Below are 21,623 nucleotides of genomic sequence, written 5' to 3'. Positions count from 1 at the left end.
TCGTTTTAGGGCTCTGTGGATTATTAACATGTTATTAGTTTTAGGGGAAGTGAGGGTTTTCATGCGCTTATCCACAAGGCTGAAGCGGAAATATTTATAGCAGCACTATCAGCCGTATTGAATATTGACTTTTGTTCGCTGACGTGGTTTAATAAAAAAAGCGTTTTTTTTGATGGAACACGTAGTATAGGAGGTGCAGATCAATGAGACCTACATTTAAACCAAATGTAAGCAAACGCGCAAAAGTGCACGGATTCCGCAAACGGATGAGCACAAAAAATGGACGTAAAGTTTTAGCAGCGCGTCGTCAAAGAGGAAGAAAAGTACTGAGCGCATAAGCAGAAGACCACGTCCGGTGGTCTTTTTTTTTTTGAAATTTAAAGTGTGATTAAGCGGAAGTCCATTCGGGGGCTGCTTATACTGCACTATTTTGGTGATACTTAATAGATGAATAAAAGAACGGTGGCCATTAGTCGTGCATAGAAAATTGCGTCTTCGTAATCGAGAGGAATTTAGCCGAATATATCGTGGCGGTAAATCATTTGCCAACGGTCAGTTCGTTGTCTATTGGTCGAAGCAGGCCTCTGCGGATCCCTTTCGTCTAGGCGTTTCAGCAAGCAAAAAAATAGGCAATGCAGTTGTTCGTAATCGAATGCGCAGAATGATAAAGGAAATTATTCGTCATCAGGCAGACCGGATCGTTCCGAAAACGGATTTTATTCTTATCGTAAGAAAACCGGCGACATTAATGAAGATGAAGGAAATGGAGAAAAGTATTCTCCATGTGCTGAAGAAAGCCGGTTTGCTGAAGAGCACACCGCATATGAAATCGAAGCAGTCGGAGTAGAGTTATTTCTGCGGCAATTCGGTCTTGATTCGTATGCCGAAATACGATATTCCTTCCAATAGAAGAAAGCGGATGCATGGACAGGCTCGTTGTTTCTTTGTCCTATAAATTATGGTATAGTCTAGATTGAAAATATATGAGCGTATTTACTGAGCCGTCAAAGCTGGAGGCTGTCTATTGCGCTTGATTTAATGGCTCTCAGGGAGGAGTTTTATTGTTGTTTTGGATGACGAAGAGGAAATGGCTTTTGGTATTAGGTCTGGTTCTGGTCATGGGATTGCTCGCAGGGTGTACGCCTACTGATCATACAACGGATACCGCGGATTTACAGCAGGGTAACTTTTGGGAGAAGAACGTCGTCTACTATTTTGCAATAACGCTCGATACGTTTGCCGGATGGTTCGGTAATTCGTACGGACTTGCTATATTGCTTTTGACGATTATTGTAAGAACTTTGATTCTGCCATTAACATTGAAGCAGTATCGAAGCTCCAAAGCGATGCAAGCACTCCAGCCGGAAATGGCTGAAATTAAGAAAAAATACAAGGATAACCCTCAGAAGCAACAAGAAGAGACGATGAAGCTGTTCCAAAAGCATCAGGTAAATCCAATGGCCGGCTGTTTGCCGCTCATTGTACAAATGCCAATATTTATTGCGCTCTACAATGCGATTTATTGGAATCCTGATATTCGAGAGCATACGTTTCTATGGCTCCAGCTTGGCGAGAAGGATCCATATTACATTCTTCCGATCCTTGCAGCTGCAACGACCTATATTCAGTCGAAGATGATGCAGAAGCAGCAAACCCAAACGATGCCGGGCATGGGCATGATGCTTGCTATTTTCCCAGTGCTTATTTTCGTTATGGCGATTTCCTTCCCAGCAGCGCTTCCATTATACTGGGTGTACAGCAACATCTATACGATTATTCAAAACTATTTCCTGTACGTTCGTTCATCTGACAAGGGTAAGGAGGCCCCTGCGAAATGAAGAAAATCGTTGCATCAGGAAAAACGATAGAAGATGCTGTACGAAATGGGTTAACACAATTGCAAGTCACTGAAGACCGCGTTAAAACCGTTGTGCTCGAGCAGCCTGCGAAAGGTTTTTTTGGATTGTTCGGTACAAAGGATGCGAAAGTTGAGCTTGAGCTTATCCCTGATGCTATGCAGGAAGCGGAGCATTTTCTCCGTGAAGTTGCAGGCACGATGGGACTGCAAGTGAACATCGATCGAAAGCAAACGAGAGAAGGGACTTTGCTGGCCGTATCGGGCAGTGGAGACCTGGGTATGCTGATTGGACGTCGCGGACAAACGTTGGATGCATTACAGTACTTGGTTAATATTGTGGCTAATCGATACTCGGACAATCATTTGCGTATCGTGCTTGATGCAGAGGATTTTCGTGAGCGCCGCCGCAAGACGCTGGAGGATTTATCCGAACGTCTGGCAGGACGCGTCATTCGGACCAGAAAAGAAGTTGTCCTGGAGCCGATGTCGCCTCATGAGCGGAAGGTGATTCATTCGCAGCTGCAAAACCATCCTAGGGTGAAGACATTTAGCAAGGGCGACGAACCTAATCGGAGAGTCGTCATTGCGTTAAGGCAATAATTAATCGTCATAAAAATATAGGAATTTATACGCTCTACGCAGCAATGGCTCATAATGGTCATTGCTGTTTTTCCATTTGAGAGGTGCTGACAGGCGATGATATACGATACGATTGCAGCGATTTCGACAGCAGTCGGAGAAGGCGGCATAGCAATTATACGAGTAAGCGGTCCAGATGCTATTGATGGGATTGCACGTGTTTTTCGTTCGAAAATAAGTTTGAAGGATGCGGAATCGCATACGGTTCACTATGGTCATATTATTGACCCGGCGTCAAACGAACCGGTGGAAGAGGTCTTAGTCACACTCATGCGTGGACCACGCTCGTTCACCGCTGAGGATGTAGTAGAAATTAATGCGCATGGCGGCGTGATTGCCGTCAAGAAGGTGCTTGATATTGTTCTGCAGCTGGAAGGATTCCGAACGGCTGAGCCAGGTGAATTTACGAAGCGTGCGTTCCTGAACGGCCGCATTGATCTTATGCAGGCTGAAGCCGTTATTGATTTGATTCGGTCTAAATCCGATAAGGCATTCACGGTTGCCCGCAAGCAGGCAGAGGGAATGTTGTCCAAAAGAATTAAGGCGCTGCGCCAGACGGTGATTGAGCTGCTAGCGCATATTGAAGTAAACATTGATTATCCAGAACATGACGTAGAGGAAATGACGAGTGCATATATCCGTGATCAATGCGGCATTGCTATCGATGAAATAGATCGTTTGTTAAAAACGGCGAATGAAGGCAAAATATTACGTGAAGGTATTGTGACGGCTATAGTGGGCCGTCCGAACGTTGGAAAGTCTTCGCTCATGAATGTGCTGACCCAGGAAAACAAAGCGATCGTGACGGATATCCCAGGCACGACGCGTGACGTGATCGAGCAATTCGTTGCCCTTAACGGCATTCCGCTTCGCTTGCTGGATACGGCCGGTATTCGGGAAACGAATGATGTTGTAGAACGTATTGGTGTAGAGCGTTCGAAAAATGCGCTTGAGGAAGCGGATTTGATTCTGCTCGTACTGAATTATAATGAGAAGCTGCAGATAGAGGATCGCGAGTTGTTGGTACAATTGAAGGATCGTCCGGTAATAATTGTTATAAATAAGACTGACTTGCCGCATCAATTAGAATTTGAGGTGGTGGAGGAAGCCCTCCCGCAAGCTTTGATCGTTCAAATGTCGGTGCTGCAGGAGGATGGTCTTGATCGTCTGGAAAAGGCAATAAGTGAAATGTTTTTTGAGGGACAGCTGGAATCGAATGATTTGACATATGTAAGCAATGTTCGGCATATTTCTTTGTTGAAGCGTGCGAAGCAGTCGCTTGTTGATGCGATTGAAGCGTCGAATATAGGAATTCCGATCGATGTCATTCAAATCGATGCACGGTCTGCATGGGAATCGCTTGGGGAGATACTTGGCGATGAAGCAGGGGATTCGTTGATTGATCAAATTTTTTCTCAATTTTGTTTAGGGAAATAGAAGAAAGTGAAGGTGAAGTACAATGAGATATGTAGCAGGAGAATATGACGTTATTGTCATTGGAGCGGGACATGCTGGCTGTGAGGCGGCACTGGCTGCTGCGCGTATGGGCTGCGAGACGCTGCTGCTCACCATTAATTTGGATATGGTTGCATTTATGCCATGTAATCCATCGATAGGCGGACCTGCCAAAGGTCATGTCGTTCGGGAAATTGATGCTTTGGGCGGCGAAATGGGCCGAAATATCGATAAAACGTTTATCCAAATGAGGATGCTTAATACGGGTAAAGGTCCGGCTGTGCATGCGCTGCGTGCACAAGCAGATAAATTCGATTATCAGCATGTGATGAAGAAAACGATCGAGGAGACACCGCATCTTACGCTGCGTCAAGGGATGGCAGAGGAGCTTATTGTTGAGGACGGCAAGTGTCTAGGTATTATCACCAAAACAGGCGCCGAATATCGCGCGCGCACCACTGTTGTTACAACGGGCACCTATCTGCGGGGGAAAATTATAATGGGTGAGCTCATGTATGAGAGCGGTCCAAACAATCAACAGCCTTCCGTAAGGCTGTCGGCGAGCTTGAAGGAGCACGGTCTCGAGCTTGTTCGTTTCAAGACGGGCACGCCTCCGCGCGTACACAAGGATACGATCGATTTTTCAAAAACAGAAATTCAGCCAGGCGACGACAATCCTAAGTTTTTCTCGCACGAGACGGAGTCATCCAGCAACGAACAGCTTCCTTGCTGGCTTACTTATACATCTGAAGCAACGCACAAAATTATTAATGATAATTTGCACCGTGCACCGATGTTTTCAGGTGCGATTGAAGGCACAGGGCCGCGATATTGTCCTTCAATAGAGGATAAAATTGTGCGATTTGCCGATAAACCGAAGCATCAGATTTTCCTTGAGCCCGAAGGCAAGAATACGTCTGAATATTATGTTCAAGGTCTATCGACGAGTATGCCTGAGGATGTCCAATTAGGAATATTGCGATCTATTCCAGGTTTGGAAAAAGTTGAGATGATGCGTAATGGCTATGCGATTGAGTATGATGCTGTCGTTCCTACGCAGCTGTGGCCATCCTTGGAAACAAAGGTGATTGATGGATTGTTCACAGCTGGACAAATCAATGGAACCTCTGGTTACGAGGAAGCCGCTGGTCAAGGAATTATGGCCGGTATAAATGCTGCACGCAAGGTTCAAGGTAAAGACCCTATCATTATTGGGCGATCCGAAGGGTATATTGGTGTTATGATCGATGACCTTGTCACTAAAGGAACCAATGATCCTTATCGTTTGCTCACTTCACGCGCGGAATATCGTTTGCTTCTCCGCCATGATAATGCAGATTTACGGTTAACTCCTATTGGCTTTGAAATTGGATTGATTTCAGAGGAACGCCATAATAAGTTTTTGCGTAAAAGAGAACTGGTTCAATTAGATATTGAACGTCTGCAAGGCATAAAAGTGAAGCCTGATCAGGTAAATGAAATGCTGATTGCGGCGGGTACCGCTCCAATGACAAACGGAACAGATGCATTGTCATTGTTGCGCCGTCCTGAAGTCACGTATGCGATGCTTGAATCCGTTGTGCCTTCGGTTCCAGAAATGAGCGATGAAATGAAGGAACAGGTTGAAATTCAAATTAAATATGAGGGATATATAGAAAAGCAGTTAGTACAGGTTGCACGGTTAAACAAAATGGAGAAAAAGCGGATTCCCGATGATATCGATTATAATGAAGTCCATAGTTTGGCATCGGAAGCAAAGCAGAAGCTGTCATTAATTAGACCGCTTTCTATAGGTCAAGCTTCTCGTGTTGCAGGTGTAACGCCTGCAGATATATCCATTCTACTCGTTTATTTGGAACATTATAATCGAGTCACTGCTGCGAGGAGCTCGTAATGGATACAACGCAACAATGGTTTACTAAGCGGATGGAGGAGAGAGGGATTACACTCTCTCCCATTCAACTTGAACAGTTTGAGCAATATTTTCGTTTGTTGGTTGAGTGGAATGAGAAAATGAACCTAACTGGAATAACAGAGAGAGACGCTGTTTATGAAAAACACTTTTTCGACTCGGTTTCTCTATCTTTTTTTGTGAATATGAATCAGGTCCATACGCTCGCGGATATAGGTTCCGGCGCGGGGTTTCCAAGTATTCCTTTGAAAATCTGTTTTCCTCATGTTTCCGTTATGATTGTAGATTCTTTAAACAAGCGAATTCAGTTTCTTTCTCATCTTTCACAGCAGCTTGGATTAAGTGATGTCATTTGCTTACATGGACGTGCAGAAGACATCGCACAATTACCTGCGCATCGAGACCATTATGATTTAGTAACTGCTCGTGCAGTTGCTCGTTTGAATGTTTTGAATGAGTTTTGTTTGCCTTTTGTCAGAAAGGGCGGCTTGTTCGCAGCGATGAAAGGGTCTAAATCAGATGAAGAGCTCGGTGAAGCGAAGTTTAGTTTACAAGAGTTAAAAGGAAGAGTTAAAACGCAGCATGAGCTATCGCTCCCAAATGAGCAATCAGAGCGTCATATTATCGTGATAGAAAAAACGGATACCACACCACGCAAGTATCCTAGAAAAGCGGGAATGCCTCTTAAACAACCATTAATGTGAATTCCGTTAGTGTTCCACGTGAAACATTTACAACGATAAAAATGCAACAATTATGTGTTCAAATGAACAGTCAAGCAGGAGATCGTTTTAAGGAAGTCGAATTATTAATAGTAGATGAATGATCTGGACAACAGTTGTTAGATAAATGAAATGACCAATCTATTATTCGTTTTACAATGGTTCATTATGTTAGAATACATATATGGATTACGCTTATTGAAGGTATATCCTTTTATTCCTAAATAACTATTGTGATGGATATGCGCGAACACGAAATCTTTGTTTTATGATATCTATGAGCTGTAGATTCACTCTCATGCAGTAGCATGCTTATTGTTAAAACCTTGAAGCTATTACTAATTTGTAATACGTATGCCTTCACTTATGAGACGATACGTATTATTGAATTGAAAATCGTATAAACATCATTGTCATTTATCAAACAACGATTTCATAATTTTAGCTGAATGCAAGGTTCATCACATGATCGGGTGGTAATTATCGATATGAAAGAACAATTTTCTCGTTTGTTCGGCTTGTCTGACCAACGTACTCAGCTGGATGAGGTTCGACAAATACCGATACAGGAAATCGACGCAAGTCCTTTTCAACCGCGTACCATATTTGATGACGATCGAATTGATGAGCTATGTCAAACGATAAAAACGCATGGAGTTATTCAACCTATCGTCGTTCGTGTTCGCAACGGCAGATATGAGATTATTGCAGGCGAACGTAGATGGCGCGCGGTTACTAAGCTCGGATATGATACAATTCCTGCTATTATTCGTGAATTTAATGACTCTCAAACGGCATCCATTGCGCTAATTGAAAATCTTCAACGAGAAGGCCTTACAGCTATTGAAGAGGCATTCGCCTACCAAAAGCTTATTGAACTGCACCAATTAACGCAAGAAAGTTTGGCACAACGCCTTGGCAAAAGCCAATCCACAATTGCCAACAAGTTGCGATTGTTAATGTTAAATGAAACGATAAAGCTAGCATTAATGGAAAGAAAAATTACAGAGCGTCATGCTCGTGCTTTATTATCATTAGATAATGAAGAATTGCAATTGAAGGTGTTAGATGAAATTGTTACAAAAGATCTGAATGTCAAACAGACAGAAGTTCGAATTGCTTTTCTCAAAGAAGCGACGAAACAAAAGAAAGCGAAACGAATCTCTTTTACTAAGGATGTCCGATTAGCGCTTAATACGATTCGTCAGTCAATTGAAATGGTATCTGGCTCAGGACTTGAGATTAAGACCAATGAGAAGGACTATGAAGATCATTATGAAATTATTATTCAAATACCTAAACGTTAATCTGTAATTATGGATTGGATGGTTTATATATTTGAGATTATTTGAAATAAATGCCGCCCTTATTAAGGGCGGCGATGCCATTTATAGCTAATTTGTTTGTTATTTAAAAAATATTTAAAATATAAGAGAGTATAGTTTTACGATATACTAGACTTATATATAACCGCAAAACGGGCATTTTCCGTTATTGCTTGTCGTATCATGCAAGGTAGCATATTAAAGCTGTACACATAGAGGTGAGTTTGGTTGTCTAAAATTATTGCTATCGCTAATCAAAAGGGTGGAGTCGGTAAGACGACAACATCTGTTAATTTAGCTGCATGTCTGGCATCGTTAGGGAAAAAGGTTCTGCTTGTAGATATTGATCCCCAGGGGAATACGACGAGCGGACTTGGTATTAATAAAGGTGATGTAACGAATTGCATTTATGATGTGCTTATTAATGAAGTGCATCCCAAGGATGCCATGTTTGAGACGAGTGTGCCAGGACTGAAAATCATTCCTGCAACGATTCAATTAGCAGGTGCCGAGATTGAGCTAGTGCCTACGATTTCGCGGGAGTTGCGTTTGAAAAAATCGTTGCATATGGTTAAGGATGATTTTGACTATGTTCTAATTGATTGTCCGCCATCACTTGGCATTCTGACAATCAACTCATTAACTGCTGCAGATTCTGTACTTATACCGATACAGTGTGAATATTATGCGCTGGAAGGATTAAGTCAACTGTTAAATACAGTTCGACTGGTTCAGAAGCATCTGAATACATCGCTGCAAATCGAAGGTGTGCTATTAACGATGCTTGATGCAAGAACGAACTTAGGCATACAAGTTATTGAAGAAGTTAAAAAATATTTCCAACAAAAGGTGTATCAGACTATTATTCCGCGAAACGTTCGCTTAAGTGAAGCACCGTCTCATGGACAAGCTATTATCACATACGATCCACGATCTAAGGGTGCAGAAGTTTATCTTGAACTCGCAAAGGAAGTGATCATGTATGAGCAAGCGGCTAGGTAGAGGGCTGGATGCGCTTATTCCATCGCTTTCTGTAAATGATGATGATAAGGTTATTGAGATTTCGTTATCACAACTTAGACCCAATCCATATCAGCCTAGAAAAACATTTGATGAAGATTCCATCAAAGAGCTTGCGGAATCGATAAAGCAGCATGGTGTCATTCAACCAATTATCGTTCGTACGGTATTAAAGGGTTATGAAATCATTGCGGGAGAGAGACGGTTTCGAGCATGCCAGTATTGCGGCAATGCAACGATTCCAGCAGTTGTAAGATCATTCTCTGATCAGCAAGTCATGGAGATTGCACTAATTGAAAATCTCCAACGTGAGGATTTGAATGCAATTGAAGTTGCCATTGCTTATCAAGCGCTTATTGATAAATTTAAATTGACGCAGGAAGAGCTATCGATGAAGGTTGGTAAGTCGCGTTCACATATTGCCAACTTTGTTAGGTTGCTTTCGCTGCCTGCAGAAATTAAAGAAAATGTTTCACGTGGAACAATTTCGATGGGGCATGCACGCGCTTTGGTTGGGATTAAAGATGAAAAGGTTCAGAAGGAACTGGCAGATCTTGTGATTTCAATGGAATGGAGTGTACGCGAGCTGGAAGAGGCTATTCAAAAGCTCGACTCCAAGCAGCCTGAAGACAAGGTGAAGCTGAAACAAAAAAATCGAGATCCATATATTGATGATCTCGAGGAGTCATTGCGTGAGAAATTCAAAACGACAGTGAAAATTAAACAGCAGAAGGATAAAGGTAAGATTGAGTTGCAGTATTACAGCAAACAGGATCTGGAGAGACTGCTTGAGCTTCTCCAATATATGGGTTAGAAAAACGAAGCTAACGGATTGAAAAGTGAGTGTATACAATGGCATACCTGAGTTGTAATCTTGCTTTTGAAAGATTAAACTAAGGTGTGCCTTTGCTGTCGGTAAGTGATTACGGAAGGTGTGGGGAAGTTGGCGAGTAGCGAACAAGCAGTCATATATTTAGATCATGCAGCAACATCCTGGCCTAAACCGGTGGCAGTTACGGAGGCAGTTATGTCTGCAATGCTAAATGATGCGGCAAATCCAGGGCGAGGCAGCCATGCAATGGCTGTTCGTGCAAGTCGAATTCTATTCGATACGAGAAAGCAGCTAAGTAAACTTTTCAATATAAAAAATCCGAATGATATCGCATTTACATCTAATACGACAATGGCATTGAACATGGCTATTAAAGGATGGTTGAAGCCTGGAGATCATGTCATTGCTACTTCGGTTGAGCATAATTCAGTTAGACGTCCGTTGTATTACTTAGAACAAAAAATGGGTATCGAGGTTACCTATATAGAAGCGGATGAACAGGGGTCATTAAATGTAAAAGATGTTGCAGCAGCTATAAGGTGCAACACGACATTAGCAGTCGTAAACCATAGCTCTAACTTGCTTGGGACGATTATGCCGATCGCTGATATTGCTGAAATCACTCATAAACATGGTATTAAGCTGCTGGTCGATGCAGCGCAAAGCGCAGGCATTATTCCGATTGATGTTAGGTCGATGGGGATACATATGCTGGCGTTTCCGGGCCATAAAGGGTTGTTGGGACCACAGGGCACAGGAGGGCTATATATTGATCCAGAGCTGGATCTAGAGCCATTGCTGCACGGTGGGACAGGGAGTCAATCCGAGGCTCGTGAGCAGCCTAGTGTGAGGCCTGACCGTTATGAAGCAGGTACGCAGAACACACCAGGCCTAGCGGGTCTTAAGGCAGGTGTGCAGTATGTCTTGAATGAGACCGTGCAGAAAATCCATACTAAAGAATGGGACTTAGCACAAAGACTTATGCTTGGCCTAGAGCCGATAAAGGGAGTAAAGCTGCTTGGCCCAAAAGCTGGAGAAGCAAGAACGGGCATCGTTGCTTTCAATGTGGAAGGGATTGATCCTTCAGAGCTTTCTTTTATTCTCGATCAGCATTATCGGATCGCTGTTCGCGCGGGATTCCATTGCACACCGCTTGCGCATTCATGTGCGGGAACTGAAACTACGGGGGCAATACGTGCGAGTGTGGGCATTTTTTCAACAGAAGGAGATGTTGATGCATTAGCGGAAGCTATCAAAGAAATAACACAGCAGTATGGGCTATAGCATTATAATGGGGGCGGAGTAACAGCGATGGAAGATTGGACAACAAATCCTATGAATGCAGTAACAATTGTTTTAGCTTTGTTTGTTATCGTTTTAATGATTTGGATTGGCGTTGTGGGCAGACGACTGAAAAAGCTTAGAAAGCTATATACAGCGGTCATGGGAAATACAGGTGTAAATAACATTGAAAATGTAATTGTTGAATTAAAGGAAAAATTAACTGAGCAACAGCAATTCACGCAGCAGCTGCAAGCGAAGGTTGATCATGTCCAGAGCGTGCTTTCACAGCAAAAAGGAAAAATCGGCATTCATCGCTATAATGCTTTTGCAGAGCAGGGCAGCGATCTTAGCTTCTCTATAGCTATTGTGAGCGAGGAGAAGGATGGAGCAGTCTTCTCCGGTATTCATAGTCGTGAAAATACGTATGTGTATGCAAAGCCGCTTACCAAAGGCGAGTCTGCTTACCCACTAACCCCAGAAGAGAAAAAAGCTGTTTCAGAAGCAAAATGAGTGAACTGGATTTCATGTATGTCTAACATTCAGCTATGATCCGCAGCCGCTGCTTCATCTCTTGCGCTGCTTGCATGAACGAAGTTGGCAATCGCGGTGAATAAGCTCAAAGAAATGATATCGGCCATTTTCATGACAAGATGAAGCCTGGTGTTTTGTAATACAAAGTATTCCATAAAGCCGCCGACATTTACGATACCCGTTAGATGGATATCGCCAACCGGCGGCAGTTCTTTATTGACGCCAGCTCCGGGACGCACAGGGCCTGTACCTACTTGAATGCAGCCAACGCTTGAGACCTGACCAAGACAGGCATCAATTCCAATAACAAATGGTTTATGAAAGCGACGGTTAATCTCCAGCAAGGTGTCATCAAGATTCATGGCATGAACAGGCTCTTCTAATGTACCGAACAATGTAAAATGAGGACTCCGGTATTTGGACAATGATGTTCCAATTATAGGGCCGAGAGCATCGCCAGTAGAACGATCGGTGCCAACGCATACAACAACGATAGGACGATTGCCGGACATATCCTCGAGCATTGCAGTCAACCGATTGATCAGTATCCCAAGAACATTAGCGGTCGTATAAGGCACCTTTAAAGGTGTATCTTTCATAAATGGAAGCTTCATAGAATCCCTCCGATAATACTCGTATGCTACTAGTATATGGATGAGCTAACCATTTTATACGTAGCTTAGTTTTATGATTAAGAATAAGCATGTAAACTGCGCATGGAGCGCAAGCTTTGATGGAGGACATACTCATGCTAATCGCATTTGATTCAACACAGCAGGCTTTGCGCGCGGAGATGCTGCTGGAGTACGCTGAGATTGAAATTGATATTTGCCCTACGCCAAAGGAAATAACAGCAGGCTGTGCGCTTTCCATTGATTTTCCGGATGAACACTTATTGAAGGTGAAGGAAGTTATCGTCCAAGAAAGTGTAGAAATTAGAGGTATATTTAAGTCAGCCATAATCGGATACGAGCAAATTGATCTATAGCGCAAAGGGCTAAGGATAGGTAAAGGAGGAGTACATCTGTCTTTTCAAGAAATGTATCATGAAGCGGCAGGGTGGTTAGGAAAAAACAACCTGTTAGAAAATTTCGGGAATGCAGCGCTTCGTGTCTTTGTGATATTGATTATTAGCCGTGTTGTTGTGTGGGTGATTCATAAGACGATTGATCGTGTCGTGATTGAACGTGAGAGTAAGCGATTGCTTAATCATGTGAGGCGAATGAGAACCGTTGGGAAGCTGCTCAAAAATGTAGCCTCATATGTTATTAATTTTATTTCGGCTATGCTTATATTGTCTGAGTTTGGCGTAAATTTGGGACCGCTGCTCGCAGGAGCGGGGGTATTAGGATTAGCTATTGGCTTTGGTGCTCAAAGTTTGGTGAAGGATATTATAACGGGATTTTTTATTGTGCTGGAGGATCAGTTTGCGGTCGGAGATGTCATTCAGACGGGGCAATTTAAAGGGACAGTGGAGGTGATTGGGCTTCGTACCACAAGAATTCAAAGCTGGACTGGGGAAGTACATATTCTCCCGAATGGCATGATCAATGAGGTCACTAACTATTCAATCAATAATTCATTGGCAGTGGTGGATATTTCGATCGCATATGAGGAAGAAGTGGATCGGGCGCTTGATGTGATTCGTTACACAATGCTTGGTATACAGGATGAAAATCTTGTGAAAGTGCCTGAGGTTCTGGGCATTCAAACCATCGCGACGACAGGCGTATCGATAAGAGTCATTGCCGAATGCTTGCCAAATGCTAATGCAGCGATTGTGCGTAAATTAAATATGGAAATCAAAAAAGCATTGGATGGGAAAGGAATTGAAATTCCGTATCCACGAATGGTTACGTATCATCGCAATGAAAAGGGAGGCGAGAAAGATGGAGCGTAAACAATTTGAGCTAGGTGATATTGTTCAAATGAAGAAGCAGCATCCATGCGGCTCAAATGAGATGGAAGTTATACGAATGGGCATGGATATACGCATTAAATGTGTAGGGTGTAAGCACAGCGTGCTTATTCCGAGAGCAAAATTCGAAAAGAACATGAAGAAGGTATTGCGCTCTAAAGCAACGGAAGAGGGTTTCACGGAGGCCTAAAGTACAGAAAAATTATGATTGCATAGTTAACAACTTTGTGATATATTATTTATTACATGCGGAGAGGTACCCAAGAGGCCCAAGGGGGCTGACTCGAAATCAGCTAGGCGTGTCAAAGCGTGCGTGGGTTCGAATCCCACCTTCTCCGCCATTATATTAACTTCAAGCGGTTCTAGACCAGAGCCGTTTTTTTATTTCTCTTGAAGATAAATTTCGGGCAGGAAATTACCTAACTGATTCAGGCTTAGAAATAAGCGATTAGCTAGGTTGAAAATAGGGAATCAGCTATGCTTATTAATGAATGAGTGTTACATACCATGACTAATATGAACCTTTCTAAAGTGTATCCAAACACGATTAGGGAGGTTTTTTTATTATGGCTAAGCAGCTAAAGAATGAACTTGACCGTATCCGGTACTATGTTATAAAAGCCGCGCAGAACTCAAGTATATTAGTGCAAAAAAGAAAGCCCAACAGCATTCGAATCCAGCGTTTAATGGCATACAAAAAAGCAATAAGTCGAAGCCTTTTAGTTGTTGGGGTGGTGTAATGAAGACAGACAAGCGCACAGGGCGTAGGACAGTTCGAGAACGCTTTACAGAGGCTCATGAGACCTTTACCTGATTACACAATTGAGGATGCTGTAGAGTTGTTTATGGGCGTGAAAAGGGCATGTAATCTGAAGGAGCGCACTTTAAAAGGGTATGAAATCAACATGCGTTACTTTTCAGAGTGGTTATTGAAATCATAGGATGATATTAATGTTACTGATATAACAGTAAAGATGCTTCGTGAATATGTCTTATGGTGTTCAAATGAAAAACAATATTACGAACATCACCCATACAAAAGTGAGTTTGATAAAGGAAGAATTGGAATATCTCCAGCAAGCGTGAATGTTAGAATCCGTGTTTTAAAAACATTCTTTGCAACGCTTCAATTAGAGGGGGGGATAAATATCAACCCTGCTGAAAACTTGTCATTGATGCGTGTTGACGAAGATACTGTACAGCCTCTAACAGATGATGAATTAAAAATGTTGCTGGCATCTCCGAACCAAAAATATTATTCTCAATTCCGTGATTATGTCATTATGGTTCTAATGATTGATTCAGGAATGAGGCTCAACGAAGTGTGTTCATTAGAGGAAAGGGATGTAGATTTTAAGGCTCGTCAGATTGTATTGCCAGCAGTAAAGAATAAAAATAGAAAGACCCGCATTCTTCCTTTATCGAGTGAGACCATAAAGTTACTTATGCAGTTAATGACGGAAACAAAAGCGTATTTTGATTCATCATATGTTTTTACAACGAACTATGGTGAAGCGGTCAATAAGAAGACGATACAAAAGGCATTTCAAAAGTATGCACAATAGGCAGGAATCAAAAAAAGGGTAAGCCCTCATGTGTTGAGGCATAACTTTGCAAAGATGGCGGCACTGAACGGAATGGACATTTTTACGCTTATGAGAATCTTGGGACATTCCGACATCTCGACAACGAGGAAGTATGTGCAGATCAACGATGAGGATGTTAAGTGACAATATATGCAGTTTAGCCCATTGCAGAGAATAGTGAAGAGAAAGTAAGACTATTAAGCTAAGGATGTACATTTTCAAAGTTGTCGGCAACGCGCCGCGAGCAAGAGAAAACCATTAGGTACTCTAAATGTGGAGAATATAAGCAATATTATAATATATAGGGTTTGATTTATTCTTATCCCAACAAAGAAATGATAATTGTTTATATTCACCACATACAGCATACCTAATCATACAACCAACTCAAGTCATCACTCATCTCAAAGAATGACTTGTTCGACACAACCTTGAGTACTTGTTTCGGCTCAACTCGGCTCTGTTCGAATTTGCCTTCATTGGTGAATGTCCTAGTGTTGTAGTAGTATGTGAATGCATTAAAATCATGGTTAATACGATAGTTGTTTATCTCTCTCTTGAACTCTCCATACTCTCCATTGTGAATGGAATCACCTCGAATTACTTTAATAAGTCCTATTTCTTCCAACGATTTGATATAGTTTTCAACGGTGTTTCTATGCAGTCCTGTTCCCCCTGCAATGTAGGCTGAGTGGACAGCCTTCATGTCATTCATTAAGACATACATTCTGCAAAAATCTTATTAACTCGGGTGTACCAATTCAAAATGTCGCAAGACTGGCCGGTCATGAATCAATTCAAACAACACAACGCTATGTAGAACCATCTCAATTAGATCTTAAAAAAGCTATTGATTCAATGTTTGGAACAACAGTCTAATTTTTTTTACTTTTTAGTTCTTTTAAAGAAGGGTTCTCAATAATATTGAGGAATAAAGTACAGTACAGAAAAAACAGGTTGCACCCAATACATTCAGTACAGCTTAAAAATTCACAATATCGCTAAAATTAACGAGACAATTTCCAGTTTACTTTATCAAAGCTATTGTGTAATATAATGGCTATAGATGAATCTTGACACACAATATACCGTATGTTAGAATTTCTAACTGCCTATTCAGGAACCTAATTCAATATTAAGCATATAGTATATTGGTTCAGATGCATAAGTTTTGTTTACTTAGGCATAATAACATATACAGCATTACACATTACCTCTTGAATGAGAATCAATGAGAATCAATTTTCATTTTCTATAAAAAGTTAGAAAATTGAAGGGAAGACCTATTATGTCAGCAACCACTACGCAGAAACAAGTTGCTGTGGAGCAGTTAGTACCCTACTTAGTTTATCGCCATGTAACCGGAGAAAATCCGTCCACAGACAATATGGATAACAGAATAATATGGCAAAAGGTTGGGTACTTTGCTAAACAGTTAGGTATGCCCTTTAATGAGTATAACTTTTCATGGTATATTAGAGGTCCATATTCACCAGCCTATACTTCAATATTGTTCAGTATAAAAAGTAATTTGAAAAATATACTAAGTTCTGAAGAACAATTTCAACTAAATGAACAGGCATCAAATAAGCTTACTCCTTTGAAAAGATTGATAGACAATCAACCAACAGGTACTTCTTTATCAATTTGGCTTGAGTTGTTAGCTTCCATTCATTTCATTAAGAATGATACTAATACTAATAAGCAACAAGTGTATAATAAATTAATTAAAGAAAAACCAAAGTTAACAGACCAGGTCAATTTTAACAATGCTTGGGAAATGTTAAAAATTGAAAAATTGTTGTAAAATTATGACTCGTACTTGTATAATTCAAGTGCGGGTTATTTTTATTTTTTGGGGGATATAATGTGACGGATATTGATAAATCGTATGATAAGTTTTTAGCATTAAAGCATATATCGAGTGCATTAACACAAAAAGAGCTGAATGAATCCGATACACGATTAAGATTGATTGATACAATGTTTATTGAAGTGTTAGGTTGGGATAAGGCAGTCATACATAATGAACTAAATATAGGCGATTTGGCAGAAGACAATAGTCACAAAACACTTTATGCTGATTATTTGCTAAAAAGTGATATAAACACATATCTAATTGAAGCAAAACGATTTGGTAATTATTTTAAATTACCAACAACCGGATCGAAGCGGGTGTATTCAGGAAAAGGAACAGTATATGTACAGAACAAAACTGTAATTGATCAAGTTAAAAAATACATGATGAAAATTGGGACACCTTTTTGTGTTCTTACGAATGGTCATCAATATATTATTATTAGAAGGCCTATGCCAGCACAGGATAAGGATATTATTGTTTTCAGAAGCTTTGATGATGTTGATGCAAATTTTCAACTCTTTTATGACATCCTAAACCCATTTAATAATGGTGATGGAATAATAGATGATATCATCAAAGCACCTGACGAAATTAGGCAGCCCCCAACACTAAATATTAAATTATATAATTTAATAAAAGAAAAAGACAGATATCCTTTTGCTACTACTAATCTTGAATTAGCACTAAATTCATTGTTAAATATGTATTTTGATGATATTTCAGATGAAGACCAAGTCAGGTTGCTTAAACAGTGTTATTGCGACCCAAGTGGGATATATAGTGAGTTTGCTGGAACATTGAAAAATAGGATTCTTGCTGATCCAGTAAGTAGTATTAAACAATTAACAAAAAAAGATATTTATGGTGATTTCGGAAACTTTGAAAAACAATATAAGCTTGATCTAGAAACTAATCCAGGTGCAGTTTATGTACTGTTGGGTGATGTAGGTGCGGGTAAATCAACTTTTCTCACTCACTTTTATCACTATGATTTAGATGAAGCTACTAGAAAAAAAATCATTTGGATTCGAATTAATAATCTTCGATATAATGGACCCACAGAAAAGCTTAATGATTGGATAACAGAAAAAGTTAATGAGTTATTATTTGAAGATAAATCAAAAGTGTATGATGATCTACATCTTAATGAATATGATACATTAAACAAAATTTATGAGAATGAAATATCACAACATATTAAAGGTTTCGCACCAAGTTTACAGGCTAATGCCGATTTCGTTGACAAAGAAATTTCGGAACTACTTAAAGAGCTAAGAAAGAACATTGAACAAAGAATTTCAAAAACAATACAGTATCTTAAATCGATTGATAAGCATATATGTTTTGTATTTGATAATATTGATCAAAAACCGTTCGAAGAACAAAAGGAACTGTTACTAATCTCTCACAATCGTGCTCTTTCTTACAAAAGCACTGTAATAACTGCAATGCGTATGGAAAGTTACTACATGATTAAAAATAAACCACCTTTTGATGCGATTGTAGTCAATGAATATCGTATTGAGGCACCGAGTGTAAAAGACCTGTTAAGTAAAAGGCTTGATGCTTTTAATAATCATCCTCAAAACGAAGTTATTTATCAGAAAGATCAAAAGACTATTAAAATACCATTGAATAAGTTTGTCACAGTGATTAAAAACACAATTGAAAAAGAGAGAAATGTTCAGAGCTTTTTAAGTGATATGTCAGGTGGCAACATGCGTAGACTATTGGCGATGTTCAGAACATTTATAAAATCTGATAGATCTAAGATTAATGAATTAGTTAGACTGGTTGAACATGTAAGTGCTAATTCTTATGTTAGCTATGATGATTTTTTTGAAAGTGTCACAAAAGGAAACGATCGCTTCTATCAAAGTGATACTTCTGATATTAAAAATTTGTTTGTCTATAACAATGATGGATTTTATTCACATTTCACTTCGATATATATTCTAGAGTACTTAGATAAGAGAGCGTTTAACTTTGGTACAAAGGGTTATGTTGAAATTGATGAACTTTTGGAAAAATTCTCTATGTTTTTTACGGATAAATCCAAGCTTGTGAATGTTTTATTGCCATTGATGAATGAGTTTTTAATTAGTTCAAATGTTGGAAGTAGACGAGAATTTAACGGAACTCAATCAGTAATTATCACTGAGGTTGGGAAATACTATCTTAATTCTTTGATTTTTGATTGGCGCTATCTTCAAAATGTAATGATTGATACTCCTATTAGAATAGAGACGCATGCACAGGAAATTTTCAAGGTTTATCAGCCATTGATAAGAGGAGTAGCTAACAAAAAACATTATTATTTATTGATAAAACAATGTATCTCCATATTTCTGGATTATCTAGAAGAAGTCGAATCTCAGGATATTAAATTTTTAGAAGCTACAACTGGTAGCCCAGTACCATTTAAAGCATTTGTTCCAAAATTGAAAAAGGGATTTACCGCTTCAATTTCGACAGTTCAAACTTGAAAGCCCTAAGAGTTTATCTATTCGGTAAATGTCTGTCATACTGACTATAATACCGTTGTACCACAAGAGGCGTCAGGTAAAAAGGCAATGTGTTCATACGAATGAAATTTTTATATAGTCGAAAACTAGAGTATTATTTAGAGCTAAATTGAATCCTTAATGAAATAACTTTGTACTGAAATACTTAATCGGTAAGGAAAGTATCAAACAAAAAAACCATATGTTGACCATGTGGTTTTTTATCCACAAACTACTCTCAAATTTTAAGTTTTCAATCAATTAAGTCTTTAGTTTTCATCAGTAATATGGTATTATATTACTAAATTTAGAGTATCTAGGATATGTAACTTCGACTCATTCTTAATATAATAGGCTTTTCTCGAATTTACCAATTTACCGCTGACTCGAAATCAGCTAGGCGTGTCAAAGCGTGCGTGGGTTCGAATCCCACCTTCTCCGCCATAACATAATTCCTTATTCGATAAGGGATTGGGACTAGCTATTAAAACAAAGCATTGATGATACATATCTGGATGATTTCTAATATCTAACTAATCAACCTTCTACATGAAATTGATGTGGGAGGTTTTTTTGTTATGGATACAGGGGAATGAAAAAGCGAACAGGTAAGAATCAAATGATAATTCGGAAGATGACGAATGAAACGATGAAATTTGACAAGCAAGAAGCGAAGCAATCGTTTCGATTCTCTAGACTCGGCAGCAGCATTAAACACCCTGCTATTAGCAGAGATAGAAAATAACCCCATAACGTGAGACGAATCAAAACACCTTCAAAAGAATTCAACCATGTCGTAAGATATGGGGATAACCTTGGAGGTGTTTTTGCGTTGGCAACAAGAGTAAGCTACCCGGTGGAAATGAAAATGAAAGCAATTGAAATGAGACTGGCAGGAATTTCAGTGAAGGAAGTCATGGAGGAGCTTGGAATACGAAATAAGACACAAGTGAAAACGTGGATGAAATGGTATCGCAATGGTGAGTTGAGACGACTGGAGCAGCCTGTAGGTAAGCAATACACCTACGGTAAGGGACCGGAGCATGAATCTGAGATGGAGCAGTTAAAGGTGGAAATTCGGTTTTTGAACCAACAAATCGATGTTCTAAAAAAGTACAAGGAGTTGGAAAGGAGGTATCACCAAAGATCATAGTGGAACTGGTGGAGTCTGTTCGTGGAGAAATCACCGTTACTCAGGCATGCAGCTGGTTCGGAGTTCCTCGCGCTACCTACTACCGTTGGAAAGTCGCTCTTGCGAATGAGCAATCGGACTCCGTCACGGAGAAGATACGCGAACTGTGTACACAACATAAGTTTCGCTATGGATACCGGAAAATTACAGCACTACTGCGAAAGGATCGAACAATTAATCACAAACGTGTGCAGAGAATTATGCAACGTGAGCAGCTGCAATGCCGTGTGAAAGTCAAGAAAAGGAGACCTACAGGGCAGCCTCCATACGTTGCAGAGCATCTGTTAAAGCGTGAATTTCAAGCAGACGCACCGCTGAAAAAACTGGTTACAGATATTACGTATTTACCGTACGGCGGGAAGATGATGTACCTCTCGTGTATCTTGGACCTCTATAGTGGAGAAATTGTTGCCAGTAGTATAGCGGATAGGCAAGATACTACCTTAGTGCTTGACACGCTTAATCAACTCCCGTCTTTGCCAGGAGCAATGCTCCATAGCGATCAGGGCAGCGTCTATACGTATCAGGCTTACCAGGAGGCCGTAAAAGGAAAAAGCATTACCATGAGCATGTCCCACAAGGGTACGCCCGCTGATAATGCCCCCATCGAATCGTTTCATTCCACACTAAAGTCTGAAACGTTCTACCTCGAAGGTTTAACCTGCACAACGACTGCAATCGTTGTGCAGACCGTTCGAGATTACATTCATTACTATAACTCAACTCGTATTCAAACGAAACTAAATAACCAGTCGCCGGTTGATTTCCGACGACTGACTGCTTAGACTTGAAAGGTGTTTTGATCCTTGTCTCGAAAACGGGGTTCAGTCCCATATGAACTGTGACCCAGATTGTAGACGATTAAAACAAAGAGCCCTAAGCTCAACCAGCAAGCAGGTGACCTCTGAATTCATCGGGGGTCATCTTTTTTAATGTCCACTGGTATCTTTCTGAGTTGTAGTAGCTGATATACTCCCTAACTCG

Annotated in this window: 24 protein-coding genes, 2 tRNA genes and 1 pseudogene; 24 read left to right on the top strand and 3 right to left on the bottom strand. The window is 40.3% G+C overall.

Annotated features, from left to right (window positions below; all coding sequences use genetic code 11):
- Positions 1–203: 203 nt before the first annotated feature.
- From rpmH to ACO9K6_RS20190, 12 genes are all read left to right on the top strand, one after another.
- A complete protein-coding gene (gene rpmH, locus ACO9K6_RS20245; RefSeq protein WP_084134421.1) occupies positions 204–338 on the top strand; it encodes a 50S ribosomal protein L34 in 135 nt (44 codons plus the stop codon).
- Between the two features lie 137 nt (positions 339–475).
- Positions 476–847, top strand: a complete 372-nt coding sequence (gene rnpA / locus ACO9K6_RS20240) for a ribonuclease P protein component (RefSeq protein WP_424769348.1) — start codon at positions 476–478, stop codon at positions 845–847.
- 226 nt (positions 848–1,073) lie between these two features.
- Positions 1,074–1,838, top strand: coding sequence for a YidC/Oxa1 family membrane protein insertase (locus tag ACO9K6_RS20235; RefSeq protein ID WP_424769359.1), 765 nt, complete (start codon positions 1,074–1,076; stop codon positions 1,836–1,838).
- Positions 1,835–2,458: an RNA-binding cell elongation regulator Jag/EloR gene (gene jag / locus ACO9K6_RS20230; RefSeq protein ID WP_424769347.1), complete on the top strand. Its 624-nt coding sequence runs from the start codon at positions 1,835–1,837 to the stop codon at positions 2,456–2,458. The genes ACO9K6_RS20235 and jag overlap by 4 nt, the downstream gene beginning before the upstream one ends.
- Before the next feature lie 96 nt (positions 2,459–2,554).
- Positions 2,555–3,934: a tRNA uridine-5-carboxymethylaminomethyl(34) synthesis GTPase MnmE gene (mnmE, locus tag ACO9K6_RS20225; protein WP_424769346.1), complete on the top strand. Its 1,380-nt coding sequence runs from the start codon at positions 2,555–2,557 to the stop codon at positions 3,932–3,934.
- Positions 3,935–3,956: 22 nt separating this feature from the next.
- Positions 3,957–5,846 (top strand): tRNA uridine-5-carboxymethylaminomethyl(34) synthesis enzyme MnmG, encoded by a 1,890-nt coding sequence (gene mnmG / locus ACO9K6_RS20220; RefSeq protein ID WP_424769345.1) that lies wholly within the window; start codon positions 3,957–3,959, stop codon positions 5,844–5,846.
- Positions 5,846–6,568, top strand: a complete 723-nt coding sequence (gene rsmG / locus ACO9K6_RS20215) for a 16S rRNA (guanine(527)-N(7))-methyltransferase RsmG (RefSeq protein WP_424769344.1) — start codon at positions 5,846–5,848, stop codon at positions 6,566–6,568. Before mnmG ends, rsmG begins: the two co-directional genes overlap by 1 nt.
- Before the next feature lie 506 nt (positions 6,569–7,074).
- On the top strand, positions 7,075–7,893 hold the full coding sequence (noc, locus tag ACO9K6_RS20210; protein ID WP_424769343.1) for a nucleoid occlusion protein: 819 nt from the start codon (positions 7,075–7,077) through the stop codon (positions 7,891–7,893).
- A gap of 246 nt (positions 7,894–8,139) precedes the next feature.
- A complete protein-coding gene (locus ACO9K6_RS20205; protein WP_424769342.1) occupies positions 8,140–8,913 on the top strand; it encodes a ParA family protein in 774 nt (257 codons plus the stop codon).
- A complete protein-coding gene (locus ACO9K6_RS20200; protein ID WP_424769341.1) occupies positions 8,894–9,745 on the top strand; it encodes a ParB/RepB/Spo0J family partition protein in 852 nt (283 codons plus the stop codon). The genes ACO9K6_RS20205 and ACO9K6_RS20200 overlap by 20 nt, the downstream gene beginning before the upstream one ends.
- 129 nt (positions 9,746–9,874) lie before the next feature.
- A complete protein-coding gene (locus tag ACO9K6_RS20195; RefSeq protein ID WP_424769340.1) occupies positions 9,875–11,047 on the top strand; it encodes an aminotransferase class V-fold PLP-dependent enzyme in 1,173 nt (390 codons plus the stop codon).
- Between the two features lie 27 nt (positions 11,048–11,074).
- Positions 11,075–11,557, top strand: coding sequence for a DUF4446 family protein (locus ACO9K6_RS20190; RefSeq protein ID WP_424769339.1), 483 nt, complete (start codon positions 11,075–11,077; stop codon positions 11,555–11,557).
- A gap of 29 nt (positions 11,558–11,586) precedes the next feature.
- Here the strand turns inward: ACO9K6_RS20190 and yyaC are convergent, their stop codons facing one another.
- On the bottom strand, positions 11,587–12,192 hold the full coding sequence (gene yyaC / locus ACO9K6_RS20185) for a spore protease YyaC (RefSeq protein ID WP_424769338.1): 606 nt from the start codon (positions 12,190–12,192) through the stop codon (positions 11,587–11,589).
- Between the two features lie 134 nt (positions 12,193–12,326).
- Here yyaC and ACO9K6_RS20180 point away from each other — a divergent pair, with 134 nt between their 5' ends.
- From ACO9K6_RS20180 to ACO9K6_RS20155, 6 genes and pseudogenes are all read left to right on the top strand, one after another.
- Positions 12,327–12,566: a putative Se/S carrier protein gene (locus ACO9K6_RS20180; RefSeq protein WP_424769337.1), complete on the top strand. Its 240-nt coding sequence runs from the start codon at positions 12,327–12,329 to the stop codon at positions 12,564–12,566.
- A gap of 129 nt (positions 12,567–12,695) precedes the next feature.
- Positions 12,696–13,478 carry a mechanosensitive ion channel family protein gene (locus tag ACO9K6_RS20175; RefSeq protein ID WP_424769336.1) on the top strand — a complete coding sequence of 261 codons (783 nt, stop codon included), beginning with the start codon at positions 12,696–12,698 and terminating at the stop codon, positions 13,476–13,478.
- Positions 13,468–13,686 carry a DUF951 domain-containing protein gene (locus tag ACO9K6_RS20170; protein WP_424769335.1) on the top strand — a complete coding sequence of 73 codons (219 nt, stop codon included), beginning with the start codon at positions 13,468–13,470 and terminating at the stop codon, positions 13,684–13,686. The genes ACO9K6_RS20175 and ACO9K6_RS20170 overlap by 11 nt, the downstream gene beginning before the upstream one ends.
- A gap of 60 nt (positions 13,687–13,746) precedes the next feature.
- Positions 13,747–13,837: transfer RNA gene (locus ACO9K6_RS20165), tRNA-Ser, on the top strand.
- A gap of 225 nt (positions 13,838–14,062) precedes the next feature.
- Entirely contained in the window at positions 14,063–14,236 is a 174-nt protein-coding gene (locus ACO9K6_RS20160; RefSeq protein ID WP_424769334.1) for a hypothetical protein, read from the top strand.
- Between the two features lie 234 nt (positions 14,237–14,470).
- Positions 14,471–15,226, top strand: a pseudogene (locus tag ACO9K6_RS20155) (tyrosine-type recombinase/integrase).
- Positions 15,227–15,452: 226 nt separating this feature from the next.
- Here ACO9K6_RS20155 and ACO9K6_RS20150 read toward each other — a convergent pair.
- Positions 15,453–15,797 (bottom strand): hypothetical protein, encoded by a 345-nt coding sequence (locus ACO9K6_RS20150; RefSeq protein ID WP_424769333.1) that lies wholly within the window; start codon positions 15,795–15,797, stop codon positions 15,453–15,455.
- On the opposite strand from ACO9K6_RS20150, the gene ACO9K6_RS20145 reads away from it, so the two are divergent.
- From ACO9K6_RS20145 to ACO9K6_RS20120, 6 genes are all read left to right on the top strand, one after another.
- Positions 15,749–15,961, top strand: a complete 213-nt coding sequence (locus ACO9K6_RS20145) for a tyrosine-type recombinase/integrase (RefSeq protein ID WP_424769358.1) — start codon at positions 15,749–15,751, stop codon at positions 15,959–15,961. The two genes, ACO9K6_RS20150 and ACO9K6_RS20145, sit on opposite strands and share 49 nt — an antisense overlap.
- A gap of 409 nt (positions 15,962–16,370) precedes the next feature.
- Positions 16,371–16,889: a hypothetical protein gene (locus ACO9K6_RS20140; protein WP_424769332.1), complete on the top strand. Its 519-nt coding sequence runs from the start codon at positions 16,371–16,373 to the stop codon at positions 16,887–16,889.
- Between the two features lie 62 nt (positions 16,890–16,951).
- The gene (locus ACO9K6_RS20135; protein WP_424769331.1) at positions 16,952–19,429 is read left to right on the top strand and encodes a hypothetical protein; all 2,478 of its coding nucleotides are present in this window, start codon (positions 16,952–16,954) and stop codon (positions 19,427–19,429) included.
- 337 nt (positions 19,430–19,766) lie between these two features.
- Positions 19,767–19,891, top strand: a tRNA-OTHER gene (locus ACO9K6_RS20130).
- 148 nt (positions 19,892–20,039) lie between these two features.
- Positions 20,040–20,192 carry a hypothetical protein gene (locus ACO9K6_RS20125; protein WP_424769330.1) on the top strand — a complete coding sequence of 51 codons (153 nt, stop codon included), beginning with the start codon at positions 20,040–20,042 and terminating at the stop codon, positions 20,190–20,192.
- Positions 20,193–20,279: 87 nt separating this feature from the next.
- Positions 20,280–21,424 (top strand): IS3 family transposase gene (locus tag ACO9K6_RS20120; protein ID WP_424769329.1). Its coding sequence is split into 2 segments (ribosomal slippage): positions 20,280–20,553 and positions 20,553–21,424, totalling 1,146 coding nucleotides; the frame shifts between segments, so codons are not numbered across the junction.
- A 97-nt stretch (positions 21,425–21,521) separates the two neighbouring features.
- Here the strand turns inward: ACO9K6_RS20120 and ACO9K6_RS20115 are convergent.
- A complete protein-coding gene (locus ACO9K6_RS20115) occupies positions 21,522–21,608 on the bottom strand; it encodes an IS3 family transposase (protein ID WP_424767105.1) in 87 nt (28 codons plus the stop codon).
- Positions 21,609–21,623 lie beyond the last annotated feature (15 nt).

The sequence above is a fragment of the Paenibacillus praedii genome (assembly GCF_049725345.1).
Taxonomy (GTDB): domain Bacteria; phylum Bacillota; class Bacilli; order Paenibacillales; family Paenibacillaceae; genus Pristimantibacillus.
The sequence above is the reverse complement of the archived record's forward strand: the minus strand, read 5'-3'. Positions and strand labels throughout refer to the sequence as shown.